The organism is Streptomyces sp. NPDC048461 (assembly GCF_055587105.1).
Window position 1 is genome coordinate 48,875 of the sequence record NZ_JBVJGW010000033.1, and the last position, 26,765, is coordinate 75,639.

24 protein-coding genes and 3 pseudogenes are annotated in these 26,765 nt (G+C 69.1%); 9 read left to right on the top strand and 18 right to left on the bottom strand.

Features of this window, described 5'->3' with window-relative positions; all coding sequences use genetic code 11:
• Positions 1-628: 628 nt before the first annotated feature.
• The 5 genes from ACZ6S8_RS35125 to ACZ6S8_RS35145 form a co-directional block, all read right to left on the bottom strand.
• Entirely contained in the window at positions 629-1,324 is a 696-nt protein-coding gene (locus ACZ6S8_RS35125) for a helix-turn-helix domain-containing protein (protein WP_469461920.1), read from the bottom strand.
• A 118-nt stretch (positions 1,325-1,442) separates the two neighbouring features.
• Complete coding sequence (locus ACZ6S8_RS35130) at positions 1,443-1,907, bottom strand: hypothetical protein (protein WP_469461922.1); 465 nt, start codon at positions 1,905-1,907, stop codon at positions 1,443-1,445.
• The gene (locus ACZ6S8_RS35135; RefSeq protein WP_469461924.1) at positions 1,907-2,050 is read right to left on the bottom strand and encodes a hypothetical protein; all 144 of its coding nucleotides are present in this window, start codon (positions 2,048-2,050) and stop codon (positions 1,907-1,909) included. The genes ACZ6S8_RS35130 and ACZ6S8_RS35135 overlap by 1 nt, the downstream gene beginning before the upstream one ends.
• Positions 2,051-2,225: 175 nt before the next feature.
• The gene (locus ACZ6S8_RS35140) at positions 2,226-2,357 is read right to left on the bottom strand and encodes a hypothetical protein (protein WP_469461925.1); all 132 of its coding nucleotides are present in this window, start codon (positions 2,355-2,357) and stop codon (positions 2,226-2,228) included.
• Between the two features lie 318 nt (positions 2,358-2,675).
• A complete protein-coding gene (locus ACZ6S8_RS35145; protein ID WP_469461927.1) occupies positions 2,676-2,954 on the bottom strand; it encodes an STAS domain-containing protein in 279 nt (92 codons plus the stop codon).
• A 677-nt stretch (positions 2,955-3,631) separates the two neighbouring features.
• On the opposite strand from ACZ6S8_RS35145, the gene ACZ6S8_RS35150 reads away from it, so the two are divergent.
• Positions 3,632-3,943 (top strand): hypothetical protein, encoded by a 312-nt coding sequence (locus ACZ6S8_RS35150; protein ID WP_469461928.1) that lies wholly within the window; start codon positions 3,632-3,634, stop codon positions 3,941-3,943.
• 622 nt (positions 3,944-4,565) lie between these two features.
• Here the strand turns inward: ACZ6S8_RS35150 and ACZ6S8_RS35155 are convergent.
• Complete coding sequence (locus tag ACZ6S8_RS35155; RefSeq protein WP_469461930.1) at positions 4,566-6,089, bottom strand: flotillin family protein; 1,524 nt, start codon at positions 6,087-6,089, stop codon at positions 4,566-4,568.
• A gap of 99 nt (positions 6,090-6,188) precedes the next feature.
• Positions 6,189-6,698, bottom strand: a complete 510-nt coding sequence (locus ACZ6S8_RS35160; protein ID WP_469461931.1) for a hypothetical protein — start codon at positions 6,696-6,698, stop codon at positions 6,189-6,191.
• A 165-nt stretch (positions 6,699-6,863) separates the two neighbouring features.
• Here ACZ6S8_RS35160 and ACZ6S8_RS35165 point away from each other — a divergent pair.
• A pseudogene (locus ACZ6S8_RS35165) lies at positions 6,864-7,099 on the top strand (potassium transporter TrkA); the annotation flags it as partial.
• 405 nt (positions 7,100-7,504) lie between these two features.
• Here ACZ6S8_RS35165 and ACZ6S8_RS35170 read toward each other — a convergent pair.
• Positions 7,505-8,446, bottom strand: a pseudogene (locus ACZ6S8_RS35170) (PucR family transcriptional regulator); the annotation flags it as partial.
• 70 nt (positions 8,447-8,516) lie between these two features.
• Here ACZ6S8_RS35170 and ACZ6S8_RS35175 point away from each other — a divergent pair.
• Positions 8,517-9,727, top strand: a protein-coding gene (locus ACZ6S8_RS35175) for an IS3 family transposase (RefSeq protein WP_469461934.1) whose coding sequence is annotated in 2 segments (ribosomal slippage) — positions 8,517-8,808 and positions 8,808-9,727 — 1,212 coding nt in all. Because the reading frame shifts where the segments join, the coding sequence is not laid out codon by codon here.
• 571 nt (positions 9,728-10,298) lie between these two features.
• Positions 10,299-12,206 (top strand): NAD-binding protein, encoded by a 1,908-nt coding sequence (locus tag ACZ6S8_RS35180; protein WP_469461961.1) that lies wholly within the window; start codon positions 10,299-10,301, stop codon positions 12,204-12,206.
• Positions 12,207-12,582: 376 nt separating this feature from the next.
• Here the strand turns inward: ACZ6S8_RS35180 and ACZ6S8_RS35185 are convergent.
• Positions 12,583-12,711: pseudogene (locus ACZ6S8_RS35185) on the bottom strand (sigma factor); the annotation flags it as partial.
• A 10-nt stretch (positions 12,712-12,721) separates the two neighbouring features.
• Positions 12,722-13,930, bottom strand: a complete 1,209-nt coding sequence (locus ACZ6S8_RS35190) for an NAD(P)/FAD-dependent oxidoreductase (protein ID WP_469461935.1) — start codon at positions 13,928-13,930, stop codon at positions 12,722-12,724.
• A gap of 1,000 nt (positions 13,931-14,930) precedes the next feature.
• Between ACZ6S8_RS35190 and ACZ6S8_RS35195 the strand changes: the two genes are divergently transcribed.
• Positions 14,931-15,245, top strand: coding sequence for a helix-turn-helix transcriptional regulator (locus ACZ6S8_RS35195; RefSeq protein WP_469461937.1), 315 nt, complete (start codon positions 14,931-14,933; stop codon positions 15,243-15,245).
• A gap of 1 nt (position 15,246) precedes the next feature.
• Positions 15,247-16,473: a tyrosine-type recombinase/integrase gene (locus tag ACZ6S8_RS35200; RefSeq protein ID WP_469461940.1), complete on the top strand. Its 1,227-nt coding sequence runs from the start codon at positions 15,247-15,249 to the stop codon at positions 16,471-16,473.
• Between the two features lie 56 nt (positions 16,474-16,529).
• On the opposite strand, the gene ACZ6S8_RS35205 is transcribed toward ACZ6S8_RS35200, so the two are convergent.
• Positions 16,530-16,838: a transposase gene (locus ACZ6S8_RS35205; protein WP_469461942.1), complete on the bottom strand. Its 309-nt coding sequence runs from the start codon at positions 16,836-16,838 to the stop codon at positions 16,530-16,532.
• Positions 16,839-17,469: 631 nt separating this feature from the next.
• Here ACZ6S8_RS35205 and ACZ6S8_RS35210 point away from each other — a divergent pair.
• On the top strand, positions 17,470-18,630 hold the full coding sequence (locus ACZ6S8_RS35210; protein ID WP_469461944.1) for a PP2C family protein-serine/threonine phosphatase: 1,161 nt from the start codon (positions 17,470-17,472) through the stop codon (positions 18,628-18,630).
• Positions 18,631-18,826: 196 nt separating this feature from the next.
• Entirely contained in the window at positions 18,827-19,288 is a 462-nt protein-coding gene (locus ACZ6S8_RS35215; protein ID WP_469461946.1) for a MarR family winged helix-turn-helix transcriptional regulator, read from the top strand.
• 112 nt (positions 19,289-19,400) lie between these two features.
• Here ACZ6S8_RS35215 and ACZ6S8_RS35220 read toward each other — a convergent pair whose 3' ends face one another.
• The 7 genes from ACZ6S8_RS35220 to ACZ6S8_RS35250 all read right to left on the bottom strand — a co-directional run bounded on the left by ACZ6S8_RS35220 (position 19,401) and on the right by ACZ6S8_RS35250 (position 25,496).
• The gene (locus ACZ6S8_RS35220; RefSeq protein WP_469461948.1) at positions 19,401-20,600 is read right to left on the bottom strand and encodes a PP2C family protein-serine/threonine phosphatase; all 1,200 of its coding nucleotides are present in this window, start codon (positions 20,598-20,600) and stop codon (positions 19,401-19,403) included.
• Positions 20,601-20,754: 154 nt separating this feature from the next.
• A complete protein-coding gene (locus ACZ6S8_RS35225; protein WP_469461949.1) occupies positions 20,755-21,306 on the bottom strand; it encodes a MarR family winged helix-turn-helix transcriptional regulator in 552 nt (183 codons plus the stop codon).
• 115 nt (positions 21,307-21,421) lie between these two features.
• The gene (locus tag ACZ6S8_RS35230) at positions 21,422-22,747 is read right to left on the bottom strand and encodes a PP2C family protein-serine/threonine phosphatase (RefSeq protein ID WP_469461951.1); all 1,326 of its coding nucleotides are present in this window, start codon (positions 22,745-22,747) and stop codon (positions 21,422-21,424) included.
• Positions 22,744-23,757: a SpoIIE family protein phosphatase gene (locus ACZ6S8_RS35235; RefSeq protein ID WP_469461953.1), complete on the bottom strand. Its 1,014-nt coding sequence runs from the start codon at positions 23,755-23,757 to the stop codon at positions 22,744-22,746. Before ACZ6S8_RS35235 ends, ACZ6S8_RS35230 begins: the two co-directional genes overlap by 4 nt.
• The gene (locus ACZ6S8_RS35240; RefSeq protein ID WP_469461955.1) at positions 23,754-24,227 is read right to left on the bottom strand and encodes an ATP-binding protein; all 474 of its coding nucleotides are present in this window, start codon (positions 24,225-24,227) and stop codon (positions 23,754-23,756) included. Before ACZ6S8_RS35240 ends, ACZ6S8_RS35235 begins: the two co-directional genes overlap by 4 nt.
• Positions 24,211-24,621: an STAS domain-containing protein gene (locus ACZ6S8_RS35245; RefSeq protein WP_469461956.1), complete on the bottom strand. Its 411-nt coding sequence runs from the start codon at positions 24,619-24,621 to the stop codon at positions 24,211-24,213. The genes ACZ6S8_RS35240 and ACZ6S8_RS35245 overlap by 17 nt, the downstream gene beginning before the upstream one ends.
• Positions 24,618-25,496, bottom strand: coding sequence for an STAS domain-containing protein (locus tag ACZ6S8_RS35250; RefSeq protein ID WP_469461957.1), 879 nt, complete (start codon positions 25,494-25,496; stop codon positions 24,618-24,620). Before ACZ6S8_RS35250 ends, ACZ6S8_RS35245 begins: the two co-directional genes overlap by 4 nt.
• Positions 25,497-26,219: 723 nt before the next feature.
• On the opposite strand from ACZ6S8_RS35250, the gene ACZ6S8_RS35255 reads away from it, so the two are divergent.
• Positions 26,220-26,681 (top strand): CorA family divalent cation transporter, encoded by a 462-nt coding sequence (locus ACZ6S8_RS35255; RefSeq protein WP_469461963.1) that lies wholly within the window; start codon positions 26,220-26,222, stop codon positions 26,679-26,681.
• Positions 26,682-26,765 lie beyond the last annotated feature (84 nt).

The following is a 26,765-nucleotide window of genomic DNA, read 5'->3' on the forward strand; positions in this document are numbered from 1 at the left end:
AATGCCAGCCACACCTACCCCCGGCCGGGGACGCGGGCAAGCTGCCACTGCCCGCCGCGCCGCCGGCCCCCCCCACCGCGGACCTCCCGAATAGGTCGCCCGACTGAGTCGAAGACGGCCGACGCGAAGCGGGGGAATCAGGTGCGGGGTGTGGTAGTACCGATCTCGACTGAGACTCTGCCGAGTTCGCGGACGACGTCATTCAGGGGGCTGCACGAGTCCGGCATCGTTCACCACCTGCGCACGCCACCATGCTGTCGCGAACGGCCGAAGACGGTTCGACGAGGAGTTGACCGTGGTCATCGTGCTCGCCCTCCGCTTGCTGCTTGCTCCGACAGCCTGCGAGCGCGGACCCCCGGATGGCATGAGACAGCCCTACACGGCAGCTCGCGACCCGGTCCGTGAGCGCTGACCGTCTCCGGCTCCCGCCGACCGCCCGGCCTGTCGGCCCACGCCCCGCAAGCCCCTTACCGACTGCCCATCGGAGACACCCCGCAAAGAACCGCAGCCCAGGGGCGGCACCGGCGCATTGCTGCACCCAGTGCGCTCCGCTGCTTCTCGCCATTCCTCATCGGCGCACCACCGAACACCGCCGGGGCTGTTTCCGCAGGTGAGAGACACCCAATGGCTAAGCGCACCGGCGCGGGCCCGGCATCGTGGTGATGCCGGGCCCGCGCGCAATCGGGATCCGTGGAGGCCGCAGTGATGGAGCTCCGTCGGGACGGTGGTCCACCACTGCGTGCTCAGTCTGTGGCGTGCTGGCGTGCTGGCGTGCGGCGGCGAACAGCCTCTGTGCGGTGCGGTCGCTGACGTCGTAGCGCTGGGCGATCTCCGTGGTGGTAAGGGGTGAGCGGCGGGCAAGGTCGGCGATGCGCGGGTCGTGGCGGGGACGGGGCGCTCGGTTGCGTGGGTCGTCGGGCTGCTGGCCGGGATTCTGGTGCCGCCGGTCGCCCGCCTCGCGTCGCGCGTTGACGGCGTGGCGCGGCCACCAGGTCCGACCGTGTCGGTCGGTGCCCTTGGGCAGGTAGCCGGTGCTGGCGTAGGCACGGATCGTGGAGGGGTCGATGCCGAGGAGGGCTCCGGCTTCCTTGTCGGTGAGGAGATCGCAGGGGTGGGGGCCCGTGCTGGGAAGGGTGGGGATCGGCTTGCCCGCGATGTGAGCGGCGAGAGCGGTCAAGGCCAGACTCACCTGCGGGGAGGCCCCGGCCAGGCGAGGAATCGCGTTCAGAGGCGCCACGGCGTAGAGGGCGAGGAGGGCCCAGCCGTGGGCGCGTACCGGCGCCAGCCGGGCACGCATCCGGTCCGGCGCCCAGCCGGAGGCCATCGCGATCCCGGCGGGCAGCAGGGTGAGGGAGAAGAGGGTCAGGCCGGTCCACTGCCAGATCGTCGTCGTGGCACTCCTGTCGAAAGTGGTCGGGGCATGCAGGCGATGCCGGGCGGCTCTACCGCCGGCCGGCTGCGGCCATGACGATGCCCGTGGCGAGCAGGGCCAGGCCGATGATGAGTACGGGAACGCCGGGTCCGGGCAGGAAGTACATCGCCACACCGGCCAAGGCGAGAGGGGCGCCGACAGCTACCAGCACTCTTCCGATCCGTCGTTCCGACATCGGCTGCTCCTTGCTCGGGCGGGTTGCGGGGGCCGCCGGGGTGTCCCGGCCGGTGAGGAAGGCGATGAGTGCCCCGATGAGCAGGGCCCAGGAGGCCGCGGCCCAGCCGTAGCGGGCTGCGCCGATCAAGAAGGTGGCCGCGGCGGCCGTCGCACCGGCCGCCATCGCCCCGGGGCGGGTGGCGAACGCCCACTGGCGCCGGGCAGTGCCCAGGTGCCGCAGTTCGGTGAGCGCGGTACGGATGATCAGAGCGGCAATGACGATGACGGGTGCGAGCAGTGAGGCGTCCCCACCGGCCATCAGGTGTGCTTCCCGTCCGCCACCGTTGTGTCCACGCTGAGGAGGACCGGGCTGCCGACGGTTTCGGTGTGCAGGGCGCGGATGATCGGCTGCCGTTCGGGAAGCGGCAGCAGGCCCAGAAAGGGGAAGTGGGTGCCGGCCATGACAGTGGGCCTCCGGGAGTGTCGACGAGAGAGGGCACACTGCCCCCAGGACGCCGACCAGACTTCCCGGCACACCGCGCGTCGACTCTTGACGCGTTCTTGAAACTCTACCGCCAAGGCGGCGGGCTGTCTTTCCCTCGCCCCTTGGGGTAATCACATTGGTGTCAGGTTGTGATCATCCTTGGCGGGAGCCGCACCAACAGGCGGCGACGGCCGCCACGATCAACGCCCCGACGGCGATCAGCCCGGGCCGCTCGCCCGGCATGGTGTAGAGCACACCCCCGGTGGTGGTGAGGATCGTGCCCATCACGAGGAGTGGAGAGCAGGGGCGGCGCGCTGGCCGCCGGGTGCCTGCCGCAGGGCGGATGGCGTCGCCGCTCGAGCCGGGGCGGGGCGGGGCGGGCGGCTCATACGGGCTCCTGACGAAGGAACGGCGAACGGGGGTAGTCTCCCAAGGGCTTTCGGGCGACTCCGCGCGTTGAAGGAGGCGCGAGAGCGGAGGGCTTCCGGTGATCCAGGTCAGCGGCAAGCTTGGCCGGCACCGCGTCGAGATGCTGCTTTCGCGCGTCGCCGAGTGGCGCTCCCGTCACGGGGAGATTTTGGACGCGGAGAGACTGTTGGCCGGTCAGGTGAAGCTTTCACGGTGGACCACGTACCGGTCCAGTCCCAGTTCGCGGAGCCTGGCACGGGTACGGGGCCCGGTCCCGTGAACCATGATGGCCGTGCCGTGCGGTTGCGCTGCTGCCACGAGGGGGAAGAACAGTGTCCCGACGGTGGTCGCGCTCAGCTCGCCGGCATTCGCAAGGTCGATGCGGACATATTGCGGCGTCCCGTCCAGCAGATGGGCCAGGGTGCACCCGATGAGGGGGGCGTCCTGTGCATGGATCTCGCCGCGCAGACTCACTGCCAGGCCCTCGTGTTCCCCGCGGTGAACGTGTACGGGGCAACCCGGGCCGTGCATGACCCGCCACGTCCGCCAGCGTGACTGTTGCACAGGGACCCTCCTTCACTGGGGCTGCGCCCGACGGACACGCCGGTACCCACCCACTCGCTCGGAGCCGATCTTTACCTGCATCCTCTCGGCGCACCATCGCTCTGGTGAAGATTTCAGTCCTGCGGCCGCCGGCCAGGTCCGTCGCGGTGTGCCAGACGGGAGAGGACTTTGGCATGGACCATGGGCGCCCCGGCGGAAGGGGGCCCTATGACCGCCAGCGCCAGGATGCCCAGCAGCGCGGGGCACTGGCGCGGAGGATCACGGCGCCGGATGTCGTCGAGTGCCGGGCGACCAGCGGCTCGCGGCACATGGCGCGGTCGGCGGAATCGGGAACCGTGGTCGGCGAGCGTCAGGAATGGGAACCATCCCCGGATCAACATGGCCAGGAGCGGCCGTGCATCGGCTACCCCTGGATACGGCGTGCCCGCTGAGGCTCCTGTGTGGTAGGCGCCCTGGGACCGGAGCAACTTTCGCGGGCCCGGCCGGACCGCCTTCCCGGTGGCTGCGGGCGGCTCTTCCCGTGGCACCCTGGTCCCCGCCTCAAAAAGGCGTCATGGGCGCCGCGAGCAGGGGGAATGGTGGCGGGAGTGGAAGCTGCGGAAGTGGAGTTGGCGCAGTACGCCCGGATGTTGCGGGACGCCTGTGCCACGGGACGCCTGCTCACCCGCACCGAGCGTGACGCGCGCCGGGCCGAGGGAGAACGGGCGGCAGGGACGGGAACAGGGCTCCGCAATCTGATACGCGAGCACCTGGTCGTCGCCCAGGAGGTCTTGGCGCAGTTGCCGACCGACAGGACCAAGCCCTTGTTGGCCGCTGTCGAACAGGCGGTGGATGCGTTCGCCGAGGGCTACGAGCGTGCCCAGCGGCAGGCCGTTCGGCAGGAAGAGGCGGCACGTTGACGTGCACCAGCGCGGACTGGAGCAGGTGCAGGGCGAGCAGGGAGACCTGTCGACACTCAAGGCTCTGGCGGCGGAGGCGACGGCGCTTTGCAGGTTGCGCAGTGCCCGGCGTACGTGGTCGGTGCCCTGCTGGTGCGGCTGCAGGAGCTCCTGCAGCTGGCGGGGGTGGCCAGGGCGCAGCTGGGCGAGGGTCAGCAGAACGTCGCCGCGCTCCACCGTTCAGAGGCGCTCGGCGGCTCTCGGGCCACGCACTGGCGGATTGGCCGCTCAAGAGTCGGGCGGGCTGGTGGGCAGCGGGGCCGGCCAAGGTGTGGGCGTGCTCGCCGATGGTGGCCAGGAGTGTTCGTATCGTGGCGGACTCCATGTGGGCGCTGGCTCCGGTGCGAACAGGCCTGCCCGGTTCGCCATGAGGAGCATCGTCGTCCCGGCGAAGAGGAGGGAGACGATGATCAGGGTGAGTCCGATGGGGTTGTGCGGGTTGTAGTAGTACCTGTGGGTGCCCCACTTGCTTCGTTTGAACACCGGCTCACGGTCGTAGTTCACCTGGCATCCCCCCTCGCTTCGCGTCTGCCGCCGCCCGCGTCTTGGGGCCCGCTCTCAGCGGGCCCCAAGGATGTGCGAGCTAGCCGACGATTTCGATCTTGCCGTTGGATGATTTCGGCTCGGGCATGGCGGACGTCTTGGCGGCGGTTAGCCCGCCCAGGAGTTGAGCGAGGTCGACGCCGGTGGTGGAGGAAAGAAGTTCCATGCCCTGGGCGACGTTGTCGGTGACGGTGCGGGAGATCTTGCTCGCGCCGTCGGTGGAGATGACGGTCATCTTGTCGATGGCGGACAGCGGTTCGGCGGCCTTGGCCACGACCTGAGGCAGTGCCTCGACCATCATCTGGATCATCGCGGCGTCGCCGTAGCTTTCGAAGGCGTCCGCCTTCTTCTGCATCGCCTCCGCCTCGGCTGCGCCCTTGGCCAAGATGGCCGCGGCCTCCGCGTCGCCCTCCAGGCGTACCGCTTCGGCGATGGCCGCACGGCGGGCGCGTTCGGCCTCACCGCGCTTGGTGCCCTCGATGGCCTCGGCCTCCGCAAGTGCGGAGCGACGCTGCTTCTCGCCTTCACCGGTCAGACGGGCCCGCTCGGCTTCGCCCTGGGCGGCGGCGATGGCCGCCAGGCGCTCGGCCTCGGCCTGCTTGACGCGGGCGACGCGCAAGGCTTCGGCTTCCTGTTCGGCTTGGTAGCGGCGGGCGTCGGCGGGCTTGCGGACCTGGGTGCCGAGCTGGCGGTCGGTCAGGGCCGCCTGGCGTTCGGCGACCTTCTCCTGCTCGGCGAGGATCTGCTGCTGCCGGTCGGCGTCGGCCAGCGGGCCGGCGGCGTTGGCCTGGGCGGTCGCCGCGTCGGTCTCCGCCTTGATCTCGGCCTGCCGCAGGTACAACGTCCGCTGGGCGACGGCGATCTCCTCCTCAGCTTTCAGGCGGGCCTGTTCGGCGGCCTGGCGGGAGTTGGCCTCGGCGATGTCCGCTTCCTGCTTGGCGCGGGCGGCCTCGGGGCGTCCGAGGTCCTCGAGGTAGGAGCCCTCGGTGGTGATGTCCTGGATCTGGAAGGCGTCCAGGACCAGGCCCTGCCCCGACAGGCTGGCCTCGGCCTCCTCGGCGACCTGCCCCGCGAACGCGGCGCGATCACGGATGATGTCCTCGACCGACATGCGGCCGACGATGGCGCGCAGGGCGCCGGAAAGGACTTCCTGGGTGAAGCCCACGATCCCGTCTTGCTGCTGCAGGAAGCGCTGGGCGGCGGCGCGGATGGCGTCCTCGGTACCGCCGACCTTGACGATCGCGACGCCCTCCAGGTTGGCCTTGATCCCGCGCAGGGTGACCGCGCCGCGGACCGCGATCGGGATGTGGCGGCTGGATAGATCGAGGGTGTAGCGCTGCTGGACGAATGGGACGACGAACACGCCGCCGCCGACCACGACCTTCTGGCCGGTGTTGTCGGTCGATATCCGTCCCGTCTCCGGATCGGTGGAGCGTTTGCCGCGGCGTCCGGTGATGATGAACGCCTCGCTGGGGCCGGCGACCTTGTAGCGGGTGACGACGACGAGGGCTAGCAGGACGAGGAGTGCGACGACTCCCACGACCGCGGTGACAACAGGACTCATGGCGGTTCCCCCCTGCCTCCCGGAAAAGGGGGCAGACTCAAGGGCTGATGGAAAGAGGATCGAAAGGTGGAAGGCTTTGTTAGCGCTGGTCAGCGCTGGTCAGCGCTGGACGGCGCGGACGCTGACCGAGGTCGTGGACGGCGTGGCCGTCACCCAGATCTCGGCTCCCCGCTCAATCGGGGTGTCGGCGGTCGCGGCGTACTTCAGCGGCTGGCCGCCGAGCGACAGCAGTACCTCGCCGTAGCCGTCGGCCGGGATGGCGGTGACCACCCGCCCCGCCGAACCGACGAGGTCCGCCTGGTGCGGGGCGCTGCCGTCGCCGCCCCGGAGCAGGGCCCGGCTGAAGCGGTATGTCGCCCAGCCAGTGCCTGCCCCGGCCACGGCCCCCGCGGCGGCTGCCGCTCCCTGCCCAAGCCCCGTGGACTCGAGCACGATCGCCCCCGTGAAACCGAGCATCGAGACGAAGCCCGCGATCACCGGCAGCGACAGCCACCCGTCGAACAGTCCGTCCAGGACGCCATCGAAGACCCCTTCGAGCACCCCGCCGAACACCAGCGAGGCAGCGAGCAGCACGATCCCCCCGATGCCGAGACCCAGAAACAAGCCCATGCGCACCTCCCCGTCTGACTGCTGCTTCCCGCTGGACAACACCAGATTGACAGGAGGTCACGGGGTCGCACATTGCCTGCTGTCGGCAATCTTTACGCCTCTTTGATGCACGTGGTGGAGGCGTCGAGGGGCGGGGGCCCGCTCGTCGGTCGGCCGCTGCGCCGCGCGCTCCTGGCCCTCACGAGCGCCGACACCACCGACATGGAGGCCGCCGCGCGCGGTCAGACCTGGCCTTCGGATCGCCATGCGACTGTACGAGGACGACTTCGCCACCGCCGTCCACCGCACGCTGCGCGCAGCACACCGGGCCGCCCTCACCCACAGCCGCAGCCGCAGCTTCACCCCACCTGGCCGCGCCCGCCTTCGGCGGCGCCATGGTGGGCCGGCAGATCCTCGGGGCAACGACGCGCGACATCCACGAAGCCTTCCTCGGCCTCGCCACCTGCCTCATCACCCCACCGACACGTCCAACGCCTTTGTCAGGACCTCTAAGGCGTGCCGCCGGGACTCGGGAAGGGCACGCGATGCGAAGAGCTACCCCCAGTCCGCGAGCGGTCGATGGCCTCGCCGGAGAGATGAAGGGTGGCCCACTCCGTGCCGCACGAGGAGTGCAACCCCGAGGGGGGCCGGGCGGGGAACTCCCCCGGGTGACGGCTGTCTGTTCCCTTCGCCACCGGTACTACTCCGGCAGCGCCCACGGGCGGACCGGTTGTGTTTGACTCAGCCCGTTCGACAACGACCGACTGCAACCCCTCAACACGGCCCGCCGACCGGCTGGAGTGCGACCGTCTTCGGGAGCCGCGCCGTCACTCCTTCGCCGGCCACCCCAGCAGTCTTGCTCCGATGACAGCCGTCTGGAGGGTGTAGCGGTGAGACGGCTCACCCGGGTCGATATGTGTCAGGGTCTGGATGCGCTCGAGACGATACGTCAGGGCGCGCACACTGAGGGAGAGCCGTCGGGCTGCCTCCACTGCCACGCAGCCGCTGTCGAAGTAGGCGCTGAGCGTGTCGACCAGGGGCTGCGCACCACCCCGGGCCCGCTGAAGCGGGCCGAGCGTACTCTCCACCAGATCGGCCATGGCCTGCCGGTCCCGCGCCAGCACCGGGTAGACCAACAGATCGGCGGCATACAGCACCGGGTCGTCCAGTGCCATGCGGTCCGCCAGGTCGAGGGCGTTCAGCGCCTCTTGATAGGAGTGGACAACGCCACCGGGTCCGGGATGGGAACGGCCGACGGCAACCCGGCCGCCGTCTGTTGCGGCGTACGCCTGCTTGGCGAAGAACGCCAGAACATCCGGCTTGTCCCCCGGCGCCACGCAGATGAGCCGTCCGTCCTTGGTGGTGAGGAGCGTGCTCTGGTCGCCGAACCGGGCCAGGACGGCGGTCTCGATGCCGCGCGCGACCGGATAGCCGTCACCATAGGGCTCCGGGCCGATGGCCACCGCCACCGCGTGGGCCTGTGACAATCGCAATCCGAACCTCTCAGCGCGTTCGGCGAGGCGGCCCAAGTCGGCGCCGCCGTACAGGAGGTCGTCGATGAACTCCCGCCGAGCGGCTTCCTCTTGTCGCACCGCGAGCCTTTGGGCCCGCTCATATCCTTCGGCGAACACGTCGACGGCCTGCTCGACGACGGTCAGCAACTGATCGCGGCTCCTGGTCGGCAGCGAGCCCTGGACCGCTCGCGCCTCGGCGAGGTGGGCGCGGACGAGTTCTCGCAGCGCAAGGCCGGCCTCGGCCGCCTGCACACCGGGCCTTGACCCCGGGTTTTGGACACCGGAGACACTTGGATCTTGATGGTCCAGGAGAACGGAGTCCCCCGTGGGGATGAAGCATTACCCCGCCGAGTTCAAGGCGGACGCGGTCGCGTTGTACCAGTCGAGGCCGGGAGCGACGATCAAGTCCGTCGCCGGTGATCTCGGGGTGAACACCGAGACGCTGCGGAACTGGATCCGGGCCGCCGACGGCCGCCGACCTGGCGCCCACTCCGCGCCGCCGGCCGCCTCACAGGCCGTCGGCGACGCCGTTCAGGCGGAGCTGGCCGCCGCCCGCAAGAGGATCCGCGAGCTCGAGGAAGAACGAGACATCCTCCGCAAGGCGGCCCGGTATTTCGCGACGGAGACGCGCTGGTGACCCGCTACCAGTTCGTCGACGATCACCAGCGCCGACACGGCGTAAAGCGGCTCTGCGACACCCTCGGCCTGGCCCGCTCGAGCTTCTACTACTGGCGTCGCACCGCGGCAGCACGGGCGGCCCGCCAGGCCGTCGAAGCCGGGCTCGCGGCCCGGATACGCAAGGCCCACCAGGAATCCGACGGCACCTACGGAGCCCCCAGGATCACCGCGGAACTCCGCGACGAGGGCGGCCCGGCGGTCAACCACAAGCGCGTCGCCAGGATCATGCGGACCATCGGACTTGAGGGCGTTCGTCTGCGCCGCCGGCACCGCACCACCGTCGCGGACCAGGCCGCAGCGAAGGCGCCGGACCTGATAGGCCGTGACTTCACCGCGGCCGCGGTCAACAGGAAGTACGTCGGCGACATCACATACCTGCCGGTCAGCGGCGCGAAGCCGCTCTACCTCGCGACCGTCATCGACCTCGCCTCACGCCGGCTGGCCGGGTGGGCGATCGCCGATCACTTGCGGACAGAACTCGTCATCGACGCCCTCATGGTCGCCGAGCGGACTCGAGGAAACTTGACCGGAGCGATCATGCACACCGACCACGGATCCCAATACACGAGCAGGGCCTTCGCAGAAATCTGCAGGTCAGCAGGGGTCCGGCAGAGCATGGGCGCGGTCGGATCCAGCGCCGACAACGCCGCCGCGGAAAGCTTCAACGCCGCCTTCAAGAGGGAGACGCTCAAAGGCCGCAAAGCCTGGCCGAGCGAGCGCGAGGCCAGGCTCGACGCCTTCCGCTGGCTGACCCGATACAACACCCGCCGCCTGCACTCCCGCCTCGGCCAGCGGTCCCCGATCGCCTACGAGAACGACCTCCAACCAGCAACAACTACCCTGACCCAAGCCGCATAGACGTGTTCAAAATCCGGGGTCAAGGCCCACCCTCGGACCGCCGCTCTTCGATCTCGTCCCGGGTGAGCCGGCGGCCGGTGGCACAGGCGTCCAGCAGGATCTTTCTGTATCCCGCCAGATACTCCTCCGCAGCCGTCCGCTCCACCGTGCGCTCCCCCATGAGTCTTGACGTGTTCTTGACTCCGCCCAAGGGTGCCATGCCGGTTGCGGTGGACCGCATCCGGCATCAAGAGCGCGTAAAGGCTGCCGGAAATCGGCAATGCACCCTGCGACGAAAGCGGGCAGGATCACGCCGTGAGGGTTCACCTTGCCGCCGATTGCCGGATTCGGCGTGCCACGGCTTGGAGCGGTACAGGCCGACACCCGTCCGTGCCACTGCCGCGATCACCGCTTCCAGGTGAGCGTCAACCGTTCCGTCGCACGCCACCACGACAACGTCTCCCTGCTGATCGGTCTGTGGCCATCCGGCCGAGACGGCCACAACGATGAGGAGCCAGGTATGACAGGGGCAGTGCATCCTTGGGTCGTGTCGTTCTCCACATCCAGCCAACAGGCTCATTCCGCAGAGCCGATGGTGGTCTGCGGCGACGACGGGCTGGCCCACCGGCTGGCCGCGGAGCTCGAGGGCGTCTACCGCGAGCACGTGACCCTCGTGGCCCCGCCGAGCGGTGCCCCGCAGGCCGGCACCCGTGACGGGGAGGGCCGCGAGCGCGCACGGCGCTTCCTCGGGTGGGTTCCAACTGCCCGCAGCCGACCCGCCCCGCCCCCGGACAACCACCCGGCCTCGCAGGGCATCCGGTTCTTCGAGGCGACGGAACCGGACGAAGAAGTACTGATCGCGGCCGGCGTGGTGAGCGCCGCCGCCCTCGCACTCGTCTACGAGGACGACGAGACCAACGTGCGAGCCGCACTGGTGGCGCGTCGGCTCAACCCCAGGCTGCGACTGGTGATCCGGCTGTACAACCGCAAGCTGGGCCAGCATCTGGAACAACTGCTGGACCAGGCTGCGATCGTCGCGGAGCCCGGTATCGACCTGCGGGAACTGGACTCGTCGACCACCGTGCTGTCGGACGCCGACACAGCTGCACCCGCCCTCGCCGCGACAGCCGTCGCGGGGACCAGCAAGGTGGTGCAGGCGGACGGACTGCTGCTGCGTGCGGTGGAACGCACACCGCCGGGCCGGGCACAGGTAGCCGATCCGGGCCTGTGCACCCTGGCGCTGCTGTCCGCCACCACGAGCGACCCCGCGGGCAGCGAAGGCTCGGAAGCCAGCGGGAGTGAAGGGCCCCAGCTCCTCCCCGACGACAGCGCGGTGGCCGCAGCGACCGGCCGCGGCATCATCGCACTGGAGACCGTCACCCACGAAGGGCCCGTGCCGGCCGCACGCCGACTGAGCACGACGGCGCCTCCCATGGGATCGATCTTTTCCAAGCGGCTTCGCTGGTCGCTGGCCGGACTCGTGGCCGCCGTCGGCGCCCTGACCGTCGCGGCGTGGTGGGTCACCGGAGACCATCCCCTGCACGCCGCCTACATGATCCTGCTGGACATCTTCGCGATCAACGATCCCGCCGTCGACGACCAAACCGGAAGACAAATCCTCCAAATCCTCGCCGGTCTGACCGGAATGCTGCTCCTTCCGATCCTCGTGGCGGCAGCCCTGGAGGCATTGGGCTCCTTCCGCAACGCGAGTGCGCTCCGGCGTCCGCCCCGGGGCCTGACCGGGCACGTGGTCCTCCTCGGGCTGGGCAAGATCGGAACACGGGTCCTGACCCGGCTGCGCGAGCTGGACATCCCCGTGGTGTGCGTGGAGGCGAACCCGGACGCACGCGGAGTCGCCCTCGCCCGTACCCTGCGCGTACCGGTCGTCCTGGGCGACGTCACCGAGGACGGGGTCCTGGAGACCGCCCGTATCCACAAGGCGCATGCTCTGCTCGCCCTGACCAGCTCCGACACCACCAACCTCGAAGCCGTGTTGTACGCCCGGTCCGTCAGGTCCGACGTACGCGTGGCTCTGCGCCTGTACGACGACGACTTCGCGACTGCCGTGTACCGCACCCTTCGCACGGCCCACCCCGAGGCCCTCACCCGCAGCCGCAGCGTCACCCACCTCGCGGCGCCCGCCTTCGCCGGAGCGATGATGGGCCGGCAGATCCTGGGAGCCATACCCGTGGAACGCCGCGTCCTGGTGTTCGCCGCGGTGGAGGTGACCGGCCACCGAGAGCTCGAAGGAAGGACCGTCGCGGAGTCCTTCCGACCCGGAGCCTGGCGCGTCATCGCCCTCGACACCGCGGCTCCCGACGAGCGGCGCCCGGACCTGGCATCGACACCGGACGGTGACCGCGACTCCTTCCCGGGCCTCGTCTGGGATCTCCACCCCGGCTACGTCCTCAAAGCTCAGGACCGCGTGGTGATCGCAGCCACCCGACGCGGTCTCGCGGAACTCCTCGGACGCCGGAGCAGCCCGGTGACGGGCACATGACGCATCCGCCAGCGGTAATTCAATTCCGCGGCACGGGCAACGCGAGACCGGCCATTCGCCCTTGCCAAGACCAGCGGTGGCGTCCAGCCAGGCGACCACGGCGTGGGTGGACATTCGAGTGCCTCAGAGATCACCCCTTCACAGCGGCAGTACTCCCGTCTGGTCAACGGATTGACCACTATGGTCGCCAACGAGGCGAAATGCAGTATGTGGGGCTGGGGGCGCTCACCCCGGTTGCTCTGGCCATAGCGAGTGGTGTGGTCGAGCTTCTCACCGGGTGGATCCACCCATAGGAGCGCGCCCGGGTCATGCGTCCCGCGCCGCATCGTCTCGGCCAGATGCTGACGGAAAGCAGCCTCCGCCTTGTGTTCGGCGTGAACGCATCCTGCACGGCGTCTTGGGCGTCGGCGGCGGATCCCAGCAGCCGGTACGCCAGCGAGGCCAGCCGGTTGCGGCTGGCCTCGAACCGACCGGTGTCGAAGGGGTCAATGGCGGTGCTTTCCACGGGGATTACTCTAGGCGGGCTGCGCGGCAGCCATTGCGGCGGCCCCATCCGGCGCGGGGGCCAGGCGGCACTTGCGCATGGGCAGGCCGAACGTCGGGGGCGAGGTCGTCCACACCGACATCTTGAGGATGCCCGCCTTGATCCGCGCGGCCTTCCGGCCGCCCACGTACTTCGGCTTGGCCTGCGCCTCGCTGTCGACCATCTGCAGGATCCCGTCCCGTCGCCCGAGGCTGATGTGGTTGCCCGGGTAGCTCAGCTTGACCTTCGCGGTCTTGCTGCCGGTCAGGCATCCCACGATGGCCTTCATCGCCTGCATGCCGGTGAAGCCGGCCGAAGCGCAGGACATCGGCAGCGGCCGTCCGTTGTCGCCGATGGTGTAGACGCTGTCGCCGGCGGCGTAGACGTTCGGGTGCGAGAGCGACCGCATGGCGCGGTCCACGACGATCCGACCGTCGTCGGTGACCTCCAGCCCGGCGGCGGCGGCGATGGGGTTGACGGCAAACCCGGCCGTCCACACGGTCGCGTCAGACGCCAGGGGGCTCCCGTCGGCGCACAGCACCCGAGTCGCTTCGACAGCTTCGACACTGGTGTGCTCCAGGACGGTGATGCCCAACCGGTCGCAGGCCCGCCGCAGGTGGCTGCGGGCCCCGGCAGAGAGCGGGGCGCCCAGCTCGCCGCGGGCGACCAGGGACACCGACAGGCCGGGCCGGGACTCGGCGATCTCGGTGGCGGTCTCGATGCCGGTCAGCACGTCGCCGACGACCAGCACACGACTGCCTCCGCCCCGCCCGCTCAGGCTGTCCAGGCGCTCGCGCAGGCGCAGCGCCGCCGGACGACTGGTGACGTGGAAGGCATGCTCGGCCACGCCGGGGACGCCGTGGTCTGCCACGTTGCTGCCGAGCGCGTAGAGCAGCGTGTCGTAGCCGAGCTCGCCGCCACCGTCGGCGTCGGCCACGGCGACGACCTGGCGCTCGGGGTCGACGGCGGTGACCCGGGCCAGGCGCAGCCGTATCCCCGTGCCCGCGAAGACATCGGCGAGCTTCGGGGCCTCGATCTCCTGGCCGGCCGCGAGCTGGTGCAGCCGCAGCCGCTGGACGAACTCCGGCTCGGCGTTGACCACGGTGATCTCGGTATCCGCCGGGGACAGCCGACGGGCCAGGGTCCCGGCCACGTAGGCCCCGGCGTAGCCGGCGCCGAGGACGACGATGCGGTGCTTCATGTGATGCTCCTGTCGGTTCGCTTGCTCTCGGTGACTTGAGCGGAACAGCGCCCCGATTGCCGACAGGAACCCCATGTGGCTTGCATCACACATCGCAAGCATGTCGCCCAATGAGGCCGGCACCCGGCACCGTCACCATTCCCCTGCAGGCCGAGATCTTCCTCGTCTCCGCCGTCAAGCTCGCCCGACAGGACCTGGCGCGTCCTGACCGACAGCCAGTGCACCGAACGCCCCCTCGGGCGGAGACGGTCTCGCGCCGTCCAAGTGCGGCGCACACCCCGCCCCGTCACCCCAGGAACCCGCGAACCAAGATCCGGACCATTTCCGGACCAGTCCCCTCCGGCGAGTTGTACGGACCGCCTTCCCCGCTGATCAGGATGGGTGTAACTGCTGCACCAGCGACAGACGAAGAACCCGCCGGGCGGCCGTTCAGCCGGGGCCCGACCTCATGCGTGCCGATCACCCCAAGTAGCGAACTACAGGGAACTGATCCAAGTCACCCATTAGCCTGCGGCCAACACCAAAACTGACGATTGGCCAAATTTAACCGACTTTGCGGCCGATCCACGGTGGAATATAGCTGGAGATCCCCGGTTTCGGAAACCGGGGATCGCGTAGACGATCGAAGCTCCACCGCACCACTCCCTCCCCCTAGTCGAAAAGGTATTTGCCGTCCGATGGCACATCTTCGATCTCGAAATCCCTAACCCCGCTCTGCTACGGAAGCACCACAGTGCCCAAGACCGTTTCCAGCAAGCCAACACCACGCCACAGCTCGAACGGGATGTCTTCCAGCTCAGGGCGGAATGGGTCCTGTTGGGCGCAGTGATCACTCAGTGAGCCACAGAACCTCGAGAGCAACCGGTACCTCGGATGGACCCTAAGCCAGCCGCACCGCCGCAGGAGTTGTTCTCCATGTGCGAATCCGGTGGCTTTTCGTTGGACTTTTCAAACGTTCCCTCTATGGTCGTCGTCCCACCATTCCTTCGCCCAGGGGAGCGTGACCAACCTGCTTCTTGCACCGACTCGCCCGATCGGCGTTCTGCGCCATCGCAAGGACCTCATGTCATCCCAGGAATCCGCGAAGAGCGGACGAAACGTTTCCCTCGACCTGGTCACCGGCAAATGGCTAACGACCGATGAACTCGCGGGCATCTTGAACCTCGATCCCTCCACGCTCCGTCGCTGGCGCACTGCCCGCCCCCTGCAAGGGCCGCCGTTCGTCCATGTATCCGATCGCGTCACCCTGTACAGCGCGATTGCCGTCGAACACTGGCTGCGCAGTCGCCGTGTCGATCCCGAACAGGCGGCCTGACATGGCGATAGCGACACCTGCTTCCGCCGTCGAGGCCGTGCCGGTTGGCGTCCGCCTCACCGCTGATGTCGAATACCGACCCAACCGGCCTTCGCCCTACCGAGCTCGGGTGCGCTGGTGGGACCCCGCGACAAAGTCCCGCAAGTCCATCTCCGAGGCCAAGGCGACCGAGGACGAGGCCCAAGAGTGGATCTCGGCCCTGGTCGAGGCCGCCCAGGCCGGCATCAACCCGTCGCTTGCCACCATGCCATTGGCCGACTACGGCACCGCGAACATGAACCTCGCGCTTCGAGGGCTGGAGCTCAAGACGCTCGACCCCTATATGGCCGGTTGGCGTCTGCGCGTAGTGCCCTCCCTCGGGCATCTACCGGTTCGGATGATCACCAACGGTGCGGTGGACCACACCGTCTACCGGTGGATCGCTGACGAGTACAGCCGCTCCACCGTGAAAAGCACCATCGCCGTCCTCGTTCGCGTCATGGAGCAGGCCGTTCGAGACGGGCTCATCAAGGTCAACCCCGCGCGCGTCAGCGGCTGGCAGCGCCAGTACCAGCAGGTCGAGGACGAGCTGAACGACCCGCGTGCGCTCGCCTTGCCCGACTGGGAGACCCTCCAGGCCCTCGCCAAGGCCCTGGTCGCTCGCTCATACGGCCAGTACCAGGGCTGGGGCGACGTGATCACTTTCGCCGCGTCCACGGCAGCCCGCATCGGCGAGGTCTCCGGAGTCCGCGTCAAGGACATCGACACCGACACCTGGATCTGGACCGTACGAAGGCAGACCACCCCCGCCCGAGGCGGGCTCGTCGACAAGGCCACCAAGGGAAAGCGCGCCCTCAAGGTACCCCTCATCGAAGAGGTACGGCCGATGGTGGCCCAACGCCTGCTCGCGGCCGGCAACAGCCCAGACGCCCGGATCTTCTTCGGCCCCCGCGGCGGACGCATCTCCACCGCCGTCCTGCGCGACGCCACCCACTGGGACAACGTCGTCACAGAGCTCGGTTTCGAGCACCTTCGGCGACACGACCTGCGCCACGCCGGGCTGACCTGGTTCGCCGACGCAGGCGTCCCCCTCCATGTCCTGCGCAAGATCGCCGGACACGGCTCGCTGACCACCACTCAGCGCTACCTGCACCCCGACGCCGGCCAGATCACGGCAGCTGGTGCGGCGCTTTCTGCGCACCTCATGGTGCTCCGTGCACCCCGTTCGCTGCCAGTCACGGCCGTCTGACCCACACTGAGCGCGCTGGTCCCCAACTGGTCCCCAAAAACGATCAAGGGGCCGTTTCAGATTGCTCTGAAACGGCCCCTGACCTGCGACTTCGAAAAGTCGGGACGACAGGATTTGAACCTGCGACCCCTTGACCCCCAGTCAATGTCGCCGGCCGCGTCCTTCTCGGCCTGGACCGCGGCCAGCATCCGCGTGAACGTCCCATCAAGCGCCCACCTGCGAAAACGCGTATACAAGGTCTGCCAAGGCCCGTACCGTGCCGGCACGTCACGCCATGCCGTGCCCGTCCGAAGCTTCCACACGATCCCGTTCAACACCAGCCGATCGTCCAACCGCGGCCGCCCCGACGACGACCGCGGCAACAAGGCGGACTAGGAGACACAGGCAGGCCGGGGCATTTGCCAGCTCCGCCTCCGGCATGGACGGGGGTAACCCAGTAGCTGGACGGTCGAGATCCGGGGAGCAGGCCGGCCACCGCATGTGACCGCGGCCGGCTCTTCGAGCTTGGCTTCTCGCCAGGTGTACTGGCATTCAGGCCCTGGGTTGACCCCATGACAACAAGGGTTGTCGCCGACCCTCTAGAGTGACCGCTGCGCCCGTATTGCGTCGGCCGCCGACATCTGAGGAGTACGAGGCATGAGCGGGGAAGAGGGACCGCCGCCCTGCGGCCTCTTCACGTGGTCAATTCGGCGACGGATCAGGCCGGGGCGGCCTCGGTGCGAGCCGCGAACTCGCGCTGCCTCAGCGTCGGTGGATCCCCAGAAACCCTGTTGCCCCCTCCCCCGTTCCTGAGCGACAAGAAGCGGTAGAGTTAATAGTTGTCGCATGACAATTATGAAGAGGGTGCACAACATCCGGACCTCGGAGCGGATCAGGTCTGGGGGTCTGCCGGCGCGGGAGGGGTCGTCTCCCGGGCTCAGACGCCCTCGGCCTACCAGGCCGCCGCCGGATGCCAGCTCATCCGCCAGCCCGCTCCTCGCAGAAATGACCCTGCCCATGACGAACTTCCTGGCTGTGGAACGTGCATTGCGTACGGCAGCGCCCCACGACCTGCTCCGCACGGTCCGGGCCGCTCTCATCGAGCATTTCCACGCGATCGAAGTCGAACTCCTCATGGCCGACTACAGCCTCAGCGTGCTGCAGCCGGTGACCGCTCTGCCGCACACGTCGGAGCCTCTGCCAGTTCAGGCGAGCTCCGAGGGACGCGCTTTCGGCAGTCAGGAACCGTACGGCCAGTACGCGGCGCAAAACGGGGCGGTGGATCTTCATCTGCCCGTGACCGTACGCGGCGACCGCCTGGGCATCCTCACGGTTCGCATGCCCGAGGAGGCGTGCACCTCGTCGACGGTTGGTGAGCTGACGGATCTGGCGGAGCTGCTCGGGCACGAGATCATCGTCGCTGAACGTGATACCGACCTGTATCTCCAGGCACGGCGTGCCAGCCGTCTCACCCTGGCGGCCGAAATGCAGTGGCAGCTGCTGCCGGCACGGGCTTGCGCCCGGCCGGAATACGCCATCGGGGCCCAGCTGGAGCCGGCGTACGACATCCACGGGGACAATTTCGACTGGTCCACCACGGCCGAAACCCTCACCCTCACGGTCACCAACGGCATGGGCGAGGGGATCCAGGCCTCGCTGCTGACGAATCTCGCGATCAACGCGCTGCGCAACGCCCGGAGGGCCGGTATCGGTATCGCCGACCAGGCGGCGCTGGCCGATCAGGCCGTCTACGCGCAGTACCGGGGGCAGAAGTACGTATCCACCCTCCTGCTGTGCTTCGAGCTGGGCACCGGGCGGGGACAGGTGGTGGATGCCGGGTCTCCGCAGCTGTGGCGTTACCGGGACAGATGCGTCGAGCGCCTCGAGTTCGAGGCACAGCTCCCCCTGGGCATGTTCGAGGAGTCCCCTTACACCGCGCAGGAGTTCCAGGCTCTGCCCGGGGACCGGTTGATCTTCGTGAGCGATGGTGTCTACGCGGCTGCGAGCGCGGGTGGCGAGGCGTACAGCGAACGTGCTCTGGCCCGGGCGATCCAGGCCACCAGCCTGCTGCCGGCGGCCGCGGTACCGCGGGCGATCCTCGAGGAGCTGGCGGTCTACCGGGCTGCCGACGCCGATGACGATGCGATGGTCCTGTGCCTGGACTGGTTCGGGCGGTAGGCCAGAACCTGAGAGCTCGTGCAGGACACCCGGCGCGCCCGCTGCTGCGGGGGGCGCGCTGAGGTCGTCCAGCGGGGATACTTTCGTGAAAGAGGGCAGACGAGGCGTATCCGTTCAGATAGATACCTGTCGCCGGCGGTGCCTTTCCCGAAGGGACATGCACCTGCCTACAGGGAGTGACACCACTGTGAGCCGCGTGGAACCGCCCGAGGATTCCCTGTACGAGACGGCCTGCGAGGTGGCTGAGGCCGCGGGGGCTTTGATGAGCCTCTGGGAGAGGTCGGCGCAGAGTATCCCTCCGCGCTTGTCGGCTCTGCAGTTGCGGGCGCTGGTCTCGGTACAGGGAGCAGACCGGATCAATCTCACGCAGCTTGCGGAGGATATCGACGCGACGACGCCCGCCACCAGCCGTTTGTGCGACCGGCTTGAGGCTGCCGGGCTGCTGCGCCGCGACCGCGGTGACTCCGACCGGCGCGAGATCGTCCTGACGCTGACGGCTCAGGGGCAGCAGGCCATCGAGGCGTTGGCCGAGCAGCGCTGCCGGGCTGTCCGCGACGTTCTCGTGCGTGTACCTCCCGAGCAGTGCCGGGAGCTGTTGGACGGTCTGCGTGCCTTCAGCCGGGCATGCGAGTCCGCCTCCGCTGACCGCGAGCAGTGAGTCCGCGGCCCTTTGTGGCGGAATGGAGGAGAGCGTCGTTGATGAAGAGCTCATCGCGGCCGAGGATGCACGTGCTCCCGGCGCCGGCCGTTGCCATGCAGGGCCGAGGCGTTCAGCCGTCGGTGGGTTGCCGTGTTCCTGTCCAGTCCAGGCAGACCACTGCCGCATCGTCGGAGAGATCGATTCCCCCGTGGTGCTGCACGAGCCCGTCGACAAGGGCCCGGGCGGTCTCGTGCGGGGATGACCTCTGGGTGGCGGCGATCGTCTCGCGCAGGGCGCGTTCACCGAAGGTAAGGCCGTCCTCGCCCGGCGCACCGTGAACGCCGCTGCTCACGATCACCAGACGGTCCCCCGGGGACACGGTGAAGGGCTGCTCACGGTACTCGGTCTCCTGGAACATCCCCAGAGGCGTCTGCGTTTCGAAGACCACCTGCTCCACGAGGCTGTCACGCACCCGGAACACATGGGGTGACCCCGCGTCCACCGCGTGAGCGGAACCGGTGCTCAGATCGAAGCGCAGCAGCAGCGACGGTGCGCTCTGCTTTCCTCCGTACTGGGCGTAGACGGCTTCGCTCGCGAGGCAGGCCTGCTGGTCGAGGGGGACTCCTGCCCGGCGGGCGTTGCGCAGGGCGCTGACGGTGAGGCTGGTCAGCAGGGCGGCGTCGATGCCGTGTCCCTGGCCGTCGGTGCAGGTGACGGTGAGGGTGTCGTCGGTGGTGCTCCAGTCGAAGTTGTCGCCGCCGATGGAGTAGGCGGGCTCCAGGTGGGCGCCGAGGGTGTATTCCGGCCGGCTCAGACCGCGGCCGGGGAGGAGCTGCCACTGCATTTCGGCGGCCAGTGTGAGCCGTCGGCGGCGGCGGGCCTGCAGGTAGAGGTCGGTTTCCCGTTCGGCCACGATCAGTTCGTGCCCCAGGGCTGTGGCGAAGGCGGCGAGTTCCAGCATGCGGGGGGCGCCTTCGACAGGCTCGGGAAGGCGAGCGGAGAGGACGCCCAGGCGGTCGCCTCGAACGGTGACCGGGAGGTGGGCGATCACGATGCCGGGTTCGTCGGTGACTTCCACGACCGGGGCCTGGGCGGTGAACGCCCTTCCGGCGGGGGTCCCGTCGCGGACGGGTACCTGGGATCCGGTGTGCGGGAGCCGCGTGACCGGTTGCAGCACGGAGAGGCCGTAGTCCGCGAGCAGGAGCGTGACCTCGCTCGCCTGCACGTAGGTGGCCAGCAGTTCACTGGCCGCCGGGAGGAGTGCGGTGGGGGGTGCGGCCCGCAGTGCGCTCTCCGCGGCGCCGAGCCAGACGTCGCAACGGTTGTTCATAGCCTCTTCCCTCATGACCCGCGTGTGCCCGCCAGTCGGCGTGGCGGTTCAGGCGCGCTACCGGCCTGGTTTTCGCGCTGTACAGCGAGCCGCGCGCCTCCCCGTTAAGTGCCTTTCGCACGACGATCTCTTCCTGCATTGCCATGCGAGCCGGTCAGGCGCTCTCGCGGCCATCGCCGCGTACCTCTTCGTCGGGGCCTATGTGGAGAAGCGCCGCGGTACGGAAGGTCTGCAGGCTTTCGGCGAGCGCTCCGAGATCGGCTTCGGGGATCTTCGCCAGGACGGTCTCGATTTCGCTCGACCGCCAGACGCGCATCTGCGCGAGCGCCCTGTGCCCGCCGGGGCTCAGCCTCAGTTCGACTTCCCGGCGGTTGCCTGTAGCGCGGGAGCGATGGATGAGGCCGGCGGCTTCCAGCCGGTCGCACAGGCGACTGACCGAGGGGGACGTGGATCCGAGCGCTATGCCGAGGTCGCGCAGGTTGACGCCGTCCCACTTCTCGATCACCGTCAGCGCGCGCAGCTGCGAGGGTGAGACCGGGGAGAGGTCGGGGACTTCTCCGCCTCGGCCCCACAGCACCTCCAGAATTTCCAGGAGCGTGCACGCCTCAAGAGCCACTTGGTCGTGGCGGACGGATGGCACAGTTCGGGGCACTTGCTCACTCTGAGAGCTGAATGCCTGTTTGTCAGTCGCCTCGTTGTCAAGCACCTGTGGGTACCTCTCGGTGGACGAACTGGGGCCGGCTGGCGCCTGGTGCGGGGGTGGCCGGGCCTGCTCGGAGCGGGACGGGCTGCTCCAGCGGCTTCTGCCGCTGGGTATGAGGCTAGCCGAGAGTCTCCGGCCGGGTAACGCCCGGAGGCAAAGCACCCGGAGTGGGTCTCTCGTCTTCTCGATGCGGGAAGGTGATGCGCAAGGCCATGGCCAGGGTGTCGTCGGCGTGGAGAACGATGGTGTGCATGTCGGCGGCGATGGCGTGGGGAATGCCGGCCAGGGGCAGGTGGGCGTGGGTCTGCGCTGCCTGGACAAGCCGGACCTCTCCTTCTTCCACGTCTTTGCGGCTTTCCGTGAGGCCGTCGGTGTAGAGGAGAAGGAGGTCTCCCGGGTCCAGGCGGGCGCTCAGCACGCGATCGCTCCCCGGACAGGGGAACCCGATGCCCCGGCCTCGCACCTCGAGGTACTGCGCGGTTCCGTCGGAGCGTACGAGCAGGGCGGGTGGGTGGCTTCCGTTGGCGAGCTGGAGTTCTCCGGTCGCGGGGTCGATCCGGGCCAGGAGCACGGTCGCCATGAGGCGCGGGTCGAGGGGCATGAGGATGTCGTGGGTGCGGGCCAGGATCGACTGCAGGGGATGGCCTTCAAGCGCCAGGGTTCTCACGGCGTGGGTGACGTTGAGGGCGCTGCGGGTGCTCCGTACGCCGTGGCCGACCGCGTCGACGATGGTGATGTGGAGCGTTCCGTCGGGGAGGACGAACCAGTCGTAGAGGTCACCGCCGGTGGGTGCGCCGGGATCGGCGGGGGCGTAGTGCACGGCAAGGTCGAGACCGGGGATCCGAGGCGGCGGCGGCCGCAGGGCGTCCTCGAGCTCCTGCAGGACTTGTCCATGGGCCTGGCGTAGCTGCTCGTCCTGCTCTTCGAGCTGCACGTAGAGGGCCACGACTCCGGCGTTGGTCTCGGCGAGCTCGTGCTTCAGGAGCCGGTGGCCGGCGGCGAGGGAATCGGCGAGAGCGAAGGCGGCCCGGAGTTCCTCGTCGCTGTCGCGGGATTCGGCCGCTGGCCCGATCGGCGAGTCGACCGGCAAGGGGGTGAGGCACTGGATGCCCGCGCAGGGGAATTCTGCTGCAGGGGTCAGGATGTGCCACGTGGCCGAGCGGTCGGTGATTGCGGGCGCGGGCAGAGGCAGGTTGCCGGCTTCCAGGGGGCCGGCGGAGCGGGAGCCCTGAAAGGTGACGGCCAGGACTCTTCCGCCAGCGGGGTCGTTCTCACACGAGGCGGTCAGGGTGACGGGGCGTCCGGCACGGAACTCGGGCGCGGCAAGATCGGTAACCGAGAGCGTCAAGCGCCCCCGGACATCCGCCGGCAGGTGGTGGGCCCGGGCCAGTGAGCGCACCGCCTGCCGCAACTCTGCTGGCGTGGAGTAGCGGTTCTCGTTCACGGCATCACCTGCTGGGGGCATGCCGCCAGTACCGTGGCATCGTCCCGGGAGTGCCGGTGGCGGTGCACGATCGCTGCCGCGAGCAGGGGCGGTGGCAGGCGCAGCAGGAACTCCGCAGGCGCATGCGACCAGCGCGTGTCGATGCCGTCGGTGTGCAGGACGACGGCGGCTCCCTCGGGAAGGGGCTGCTGCCGCGTCGTTGGGGTGGGCCTGCGCCAGCCGACGATGCCGGGCTGCCCGGTCACCCGGTCGTGCACCTCATGGGGGGAGAGCACAACCATGCGGACGTTGCCGATGCCGCTGTACTCGGCGTGCCCGGCGTGGAGGCGGGCGACGGCGACCGCGGCGCCCCGGGTATGGCGCAGTGTCCGGTGCATGGCGGTCACGATGTCGCAAAGGGGTTGTTCCACGGTCTTGCGGAACGAGCGCAGGGCGGCCTGGGCCGTTTCTTCTGCTTCGGGGCCGTGGCCGAGTCCGTCGATGACGGCAGCGGTACGGGCGGTATCGGTGTCCAGGACTGCGGCGGCGTCACCGCAGCGCGTTTCGCCGTCGGCGGGCACGCTGACCAGTCCCGAGTCCTGCCGTGCGGTGTGACGGTCGCCGGGCGGGGTGAGCCGGGCGCACGCCAGGGCCCCGGTGCCGGACCGGGTCTCGATGGTGAAGGTCGTGGCGATACGGCTGACGGCGCCGAGGCCGGCGCCGAGGGTGCTCGTGGTGCTGTAGCCATCGGTGAGACAGCGTGCCCGGTCCGGCATGCCGGGGCCGTGGTCGGCGGCGAGGATCTCCAGGCCGCCGCCCAGCGGGAGCGGATGGATGTACAGGGCGCCGTCGGTGGCGTGCTTGGCGATGTTGCTCGCCAGCTCGGAGGCAACGACCGCCGCCTGGTCCGGGAGGGCGCCGGTCAGGCCACACTCCAGTGCTGCGGCGCGTGCGGCCTGCGCCGCGACGTGAACGGCGCTGTGGTGGTCGATGCGGGTGTACGCGGTAGGAGCTGCGGTCGTCAGAGTCACGGGCGGGCCCACCGGGTGACGGTCACCGTCGTGCCTTGGCCGGGGGTGGTTCGTACCGTGAAATCGTCCATCAGGCGTTTGGCGCCACCCAGACCGTGGCCGAGTCCGCCCCCGGTCGTGAACCCGTCGGTGAGGGCTTCCTCGACGTCACGGATGCCGGGTCCGCTGTCGCTTATCGTCAGCCGCAGCCCCTGCCTGCCGTCGTGGCGCGGGTACTCGATGAGCAGGGTCCCGCCGCCGCCGTGAACGTAGGCGTTGCGGGCCAACTCACTGACCGCGGTGACCACTCGGGTCTGGTCCACGATCCCGAAGCCGACTTCCAGGGTCGCGGCGCGCACGGCGTGTCGCACCGACAGCAGATCTTCTTCCGTGCGCAGGGCGACGTGCAGGGGTGTGTCGGGGACGGCGGAAACCGGTGGCAGGCCGGGGAGGGCTGTGGGGGCGGGGGGGCTGTCAGCTCGCTGTGTCATATAGGGCCCCTTTCAGGGGCTGCTGGCTCGAATGCCATCCCAGAACGGCCATGGCCTGTTCCGCGTGGACGGCCGTTTCGACACCGGTGAGTTCCAGGCCCAGCTCGATGAGGGTGACGGCTACCGCGGGCCGCATGCCGGCCACGATCACCCGGGCTCCCATCAGGCGGGCCATGGCGGTGACTTCCATGAGCGTACGGGCGGCGAAGGAGTCGATGATCTCCAGACGGGAAATGTCGATCAGCACCCCGCGGGCCCCCTCGGCCGTGATGTGTTCGGCGAGTTCCCCGCTGAAGGCAGTTGCGGCTCTGTCATCGAGATCGACGAGGAGACCGGTGAGCAGGACGTCGCCCAGGCGCAGGATGGGGACGGCGGCAGCAGGACGGCCCGTCACAAAGCCACCCGGGTGCGGGGGTCCGGCCCGTCCGCGGCCGTGATGTGCAGTGCCGCGGACAGGGCGTCGGCGAGGGTGGCCTTGGTGACGATGCTGGACAGGTCGATGCCCAGGTGTGCGATGGTCTGCGCGATCGTCGGCCGGATGCCGCTGATGATGCAGTCCGCCCCCATGAGACGCACCGCGCGGACGGTGTGCACCAGGTGTTCGGCCACCGCGGTGTCCACTGTCGGGACGCCGGTGATGTCGATGATGGCGACTTGTGCCTCGTGCTCGGCGATGGCCCCGAGGAGGGCCTCCATCACCACCTGGGACCGCACGGTGTCAAGGGTGCCGATCAGGGGGACGGCGAGAATGTGATGCCACAGCCGTATCACCGGGGTCGACGCCTCCAGCAGCTGCCGACTCTGGCGACGGATGATCTCCTCTCGTCCCTCGACGTAGGTGGCGAAGGACAAGGCCCCCGCAGCGTCGAGGAGTTCGTTGATCAACAGCGCGGCGGCGAAGAGGTCTCCGGCATCCTGTGTGGTGTGCTGGACGGCTTCCAGCAGCGCCTCCTTCAGGGCGAGGACCGCAAGGGAGGTGGACGTCGGCGTGGCACCCGTCCGCGCTCTGCGCAGGGACAGGCCTGTCACGGCGCGGTTCAGGTCGGCGTGAGAGACCACCACCTCCTTCACCGGCAGCGAAGTGCCCAGGCCCGCGAGGAGGGCGGCGATGAGGGCGTCGGCCTCCTCCCGGAGCTCCCGCTCACCGATACCTGTTCCGGGGTCGGACCGCTCCAGCTGCAGCCGCACCCACCGGTCCGCGATCTCCTCAGCGCTCCCGTGGAGCGCCTCTGTGACACGCTTCCGCACGTCGGCCGTACTGCTGCTCACTCAGGTCCCTCACAGTCCTTGACGTTCCCCGCCTCAAGGCGGGCACTGTGGCGGGACGCCGCCTTCCGGATTTATCCCGCACGCGCAACTATTGTCGTGCGACAAATATAGGCACGGGATCGGGGCAGGGGGAACCCCGGCACGCGGCAGCGCACGACGCGACGCCGACCCGCGCCGCCCTACCGGGCCGTACAAGCGCTGTTCCTGCACGCCGCGCAGAGGCAAACACAGGGACGAGAGCCCTTCCCGCCAGCAACGCCGACTCGGAGCCCCCACCCCGAATCGGCTCGCTCCTGCCAGTCGGCATTGATTCGGGAGCACTCAACGGCTTCAGGCCTCCCGTAGGAAGCGCACCGGTGCCCGCGCGGTGGACTGCGAGCGCCGGCCGTACCGCCTCGCGGTCGCCAGGCCGCCCGACCCCCTGGCGCTTGCCGCCCGATGCGCCGCCGCCATCGGCGTAAACCACCAGCACCCGCACCCGTAGGCGCAGAAGACCCGCGAGGTGATGCCCCTCTGCCCGGGGGTAGGTTGCCTCCCTACACGTTCGACGGAAACAAGGGGCATCACGTGGCAGTGCAGCACAGCGGTGACAGCGCGGGCCTGCCGTCGGCAGTAGTGGACTGCGCACTGTATGAGCACGGGAAGCGGATTCCGGGCCAGGGGAACCTGGGCGGAATCATGGAGCGAATAGACCCCGATGCGCGCCGGTTCGCATAGATCGGCCTGTACGAGCCGAGCGAAGAGCAGCTGCAGGAGGTGGCCGAGGCGTTCGGCCTGCACCCGCTCGCGGTCGAGGACGCAGTCCACGCGCATCAGCGGCCGAAGCTGGAACGCTACGGCGACATGCTGTTCCTCGTCCTGAAGACGATCGTCTACGTCGACCACGAAAAAGTCACCACGACCAGCGAGATCGTCGACACCGAGGAGGTCATGGTCTTCGCCGGCCCCGGGTACGCGATCACCGTCCGCCACGGCAGCGCCCCGTCCCTGGACGGCGTACGCCAGCAGCTTCAGGACGACCCGCGGCAGTTCGGCTGCGGGCCCGCGGCTGTCCTGCACGCGGTCGCGGACCGGGTCGTCCACCGCTACGTCGAAGTGGCCGATGCCTTCGCCGGTGACGTCGACACCCTGGAAAGTGAGGTCTTCTCCCCCGACCGGCCGGTGGGCCTTGACCCCGGATTTTGAACACGTCTATGCGGCTCGGGCCAGGGTAGTTGATGTTGTTTGGAAGGCGTTCTCGAAGGCGATCGGAGATCGCTGACCGAGGCT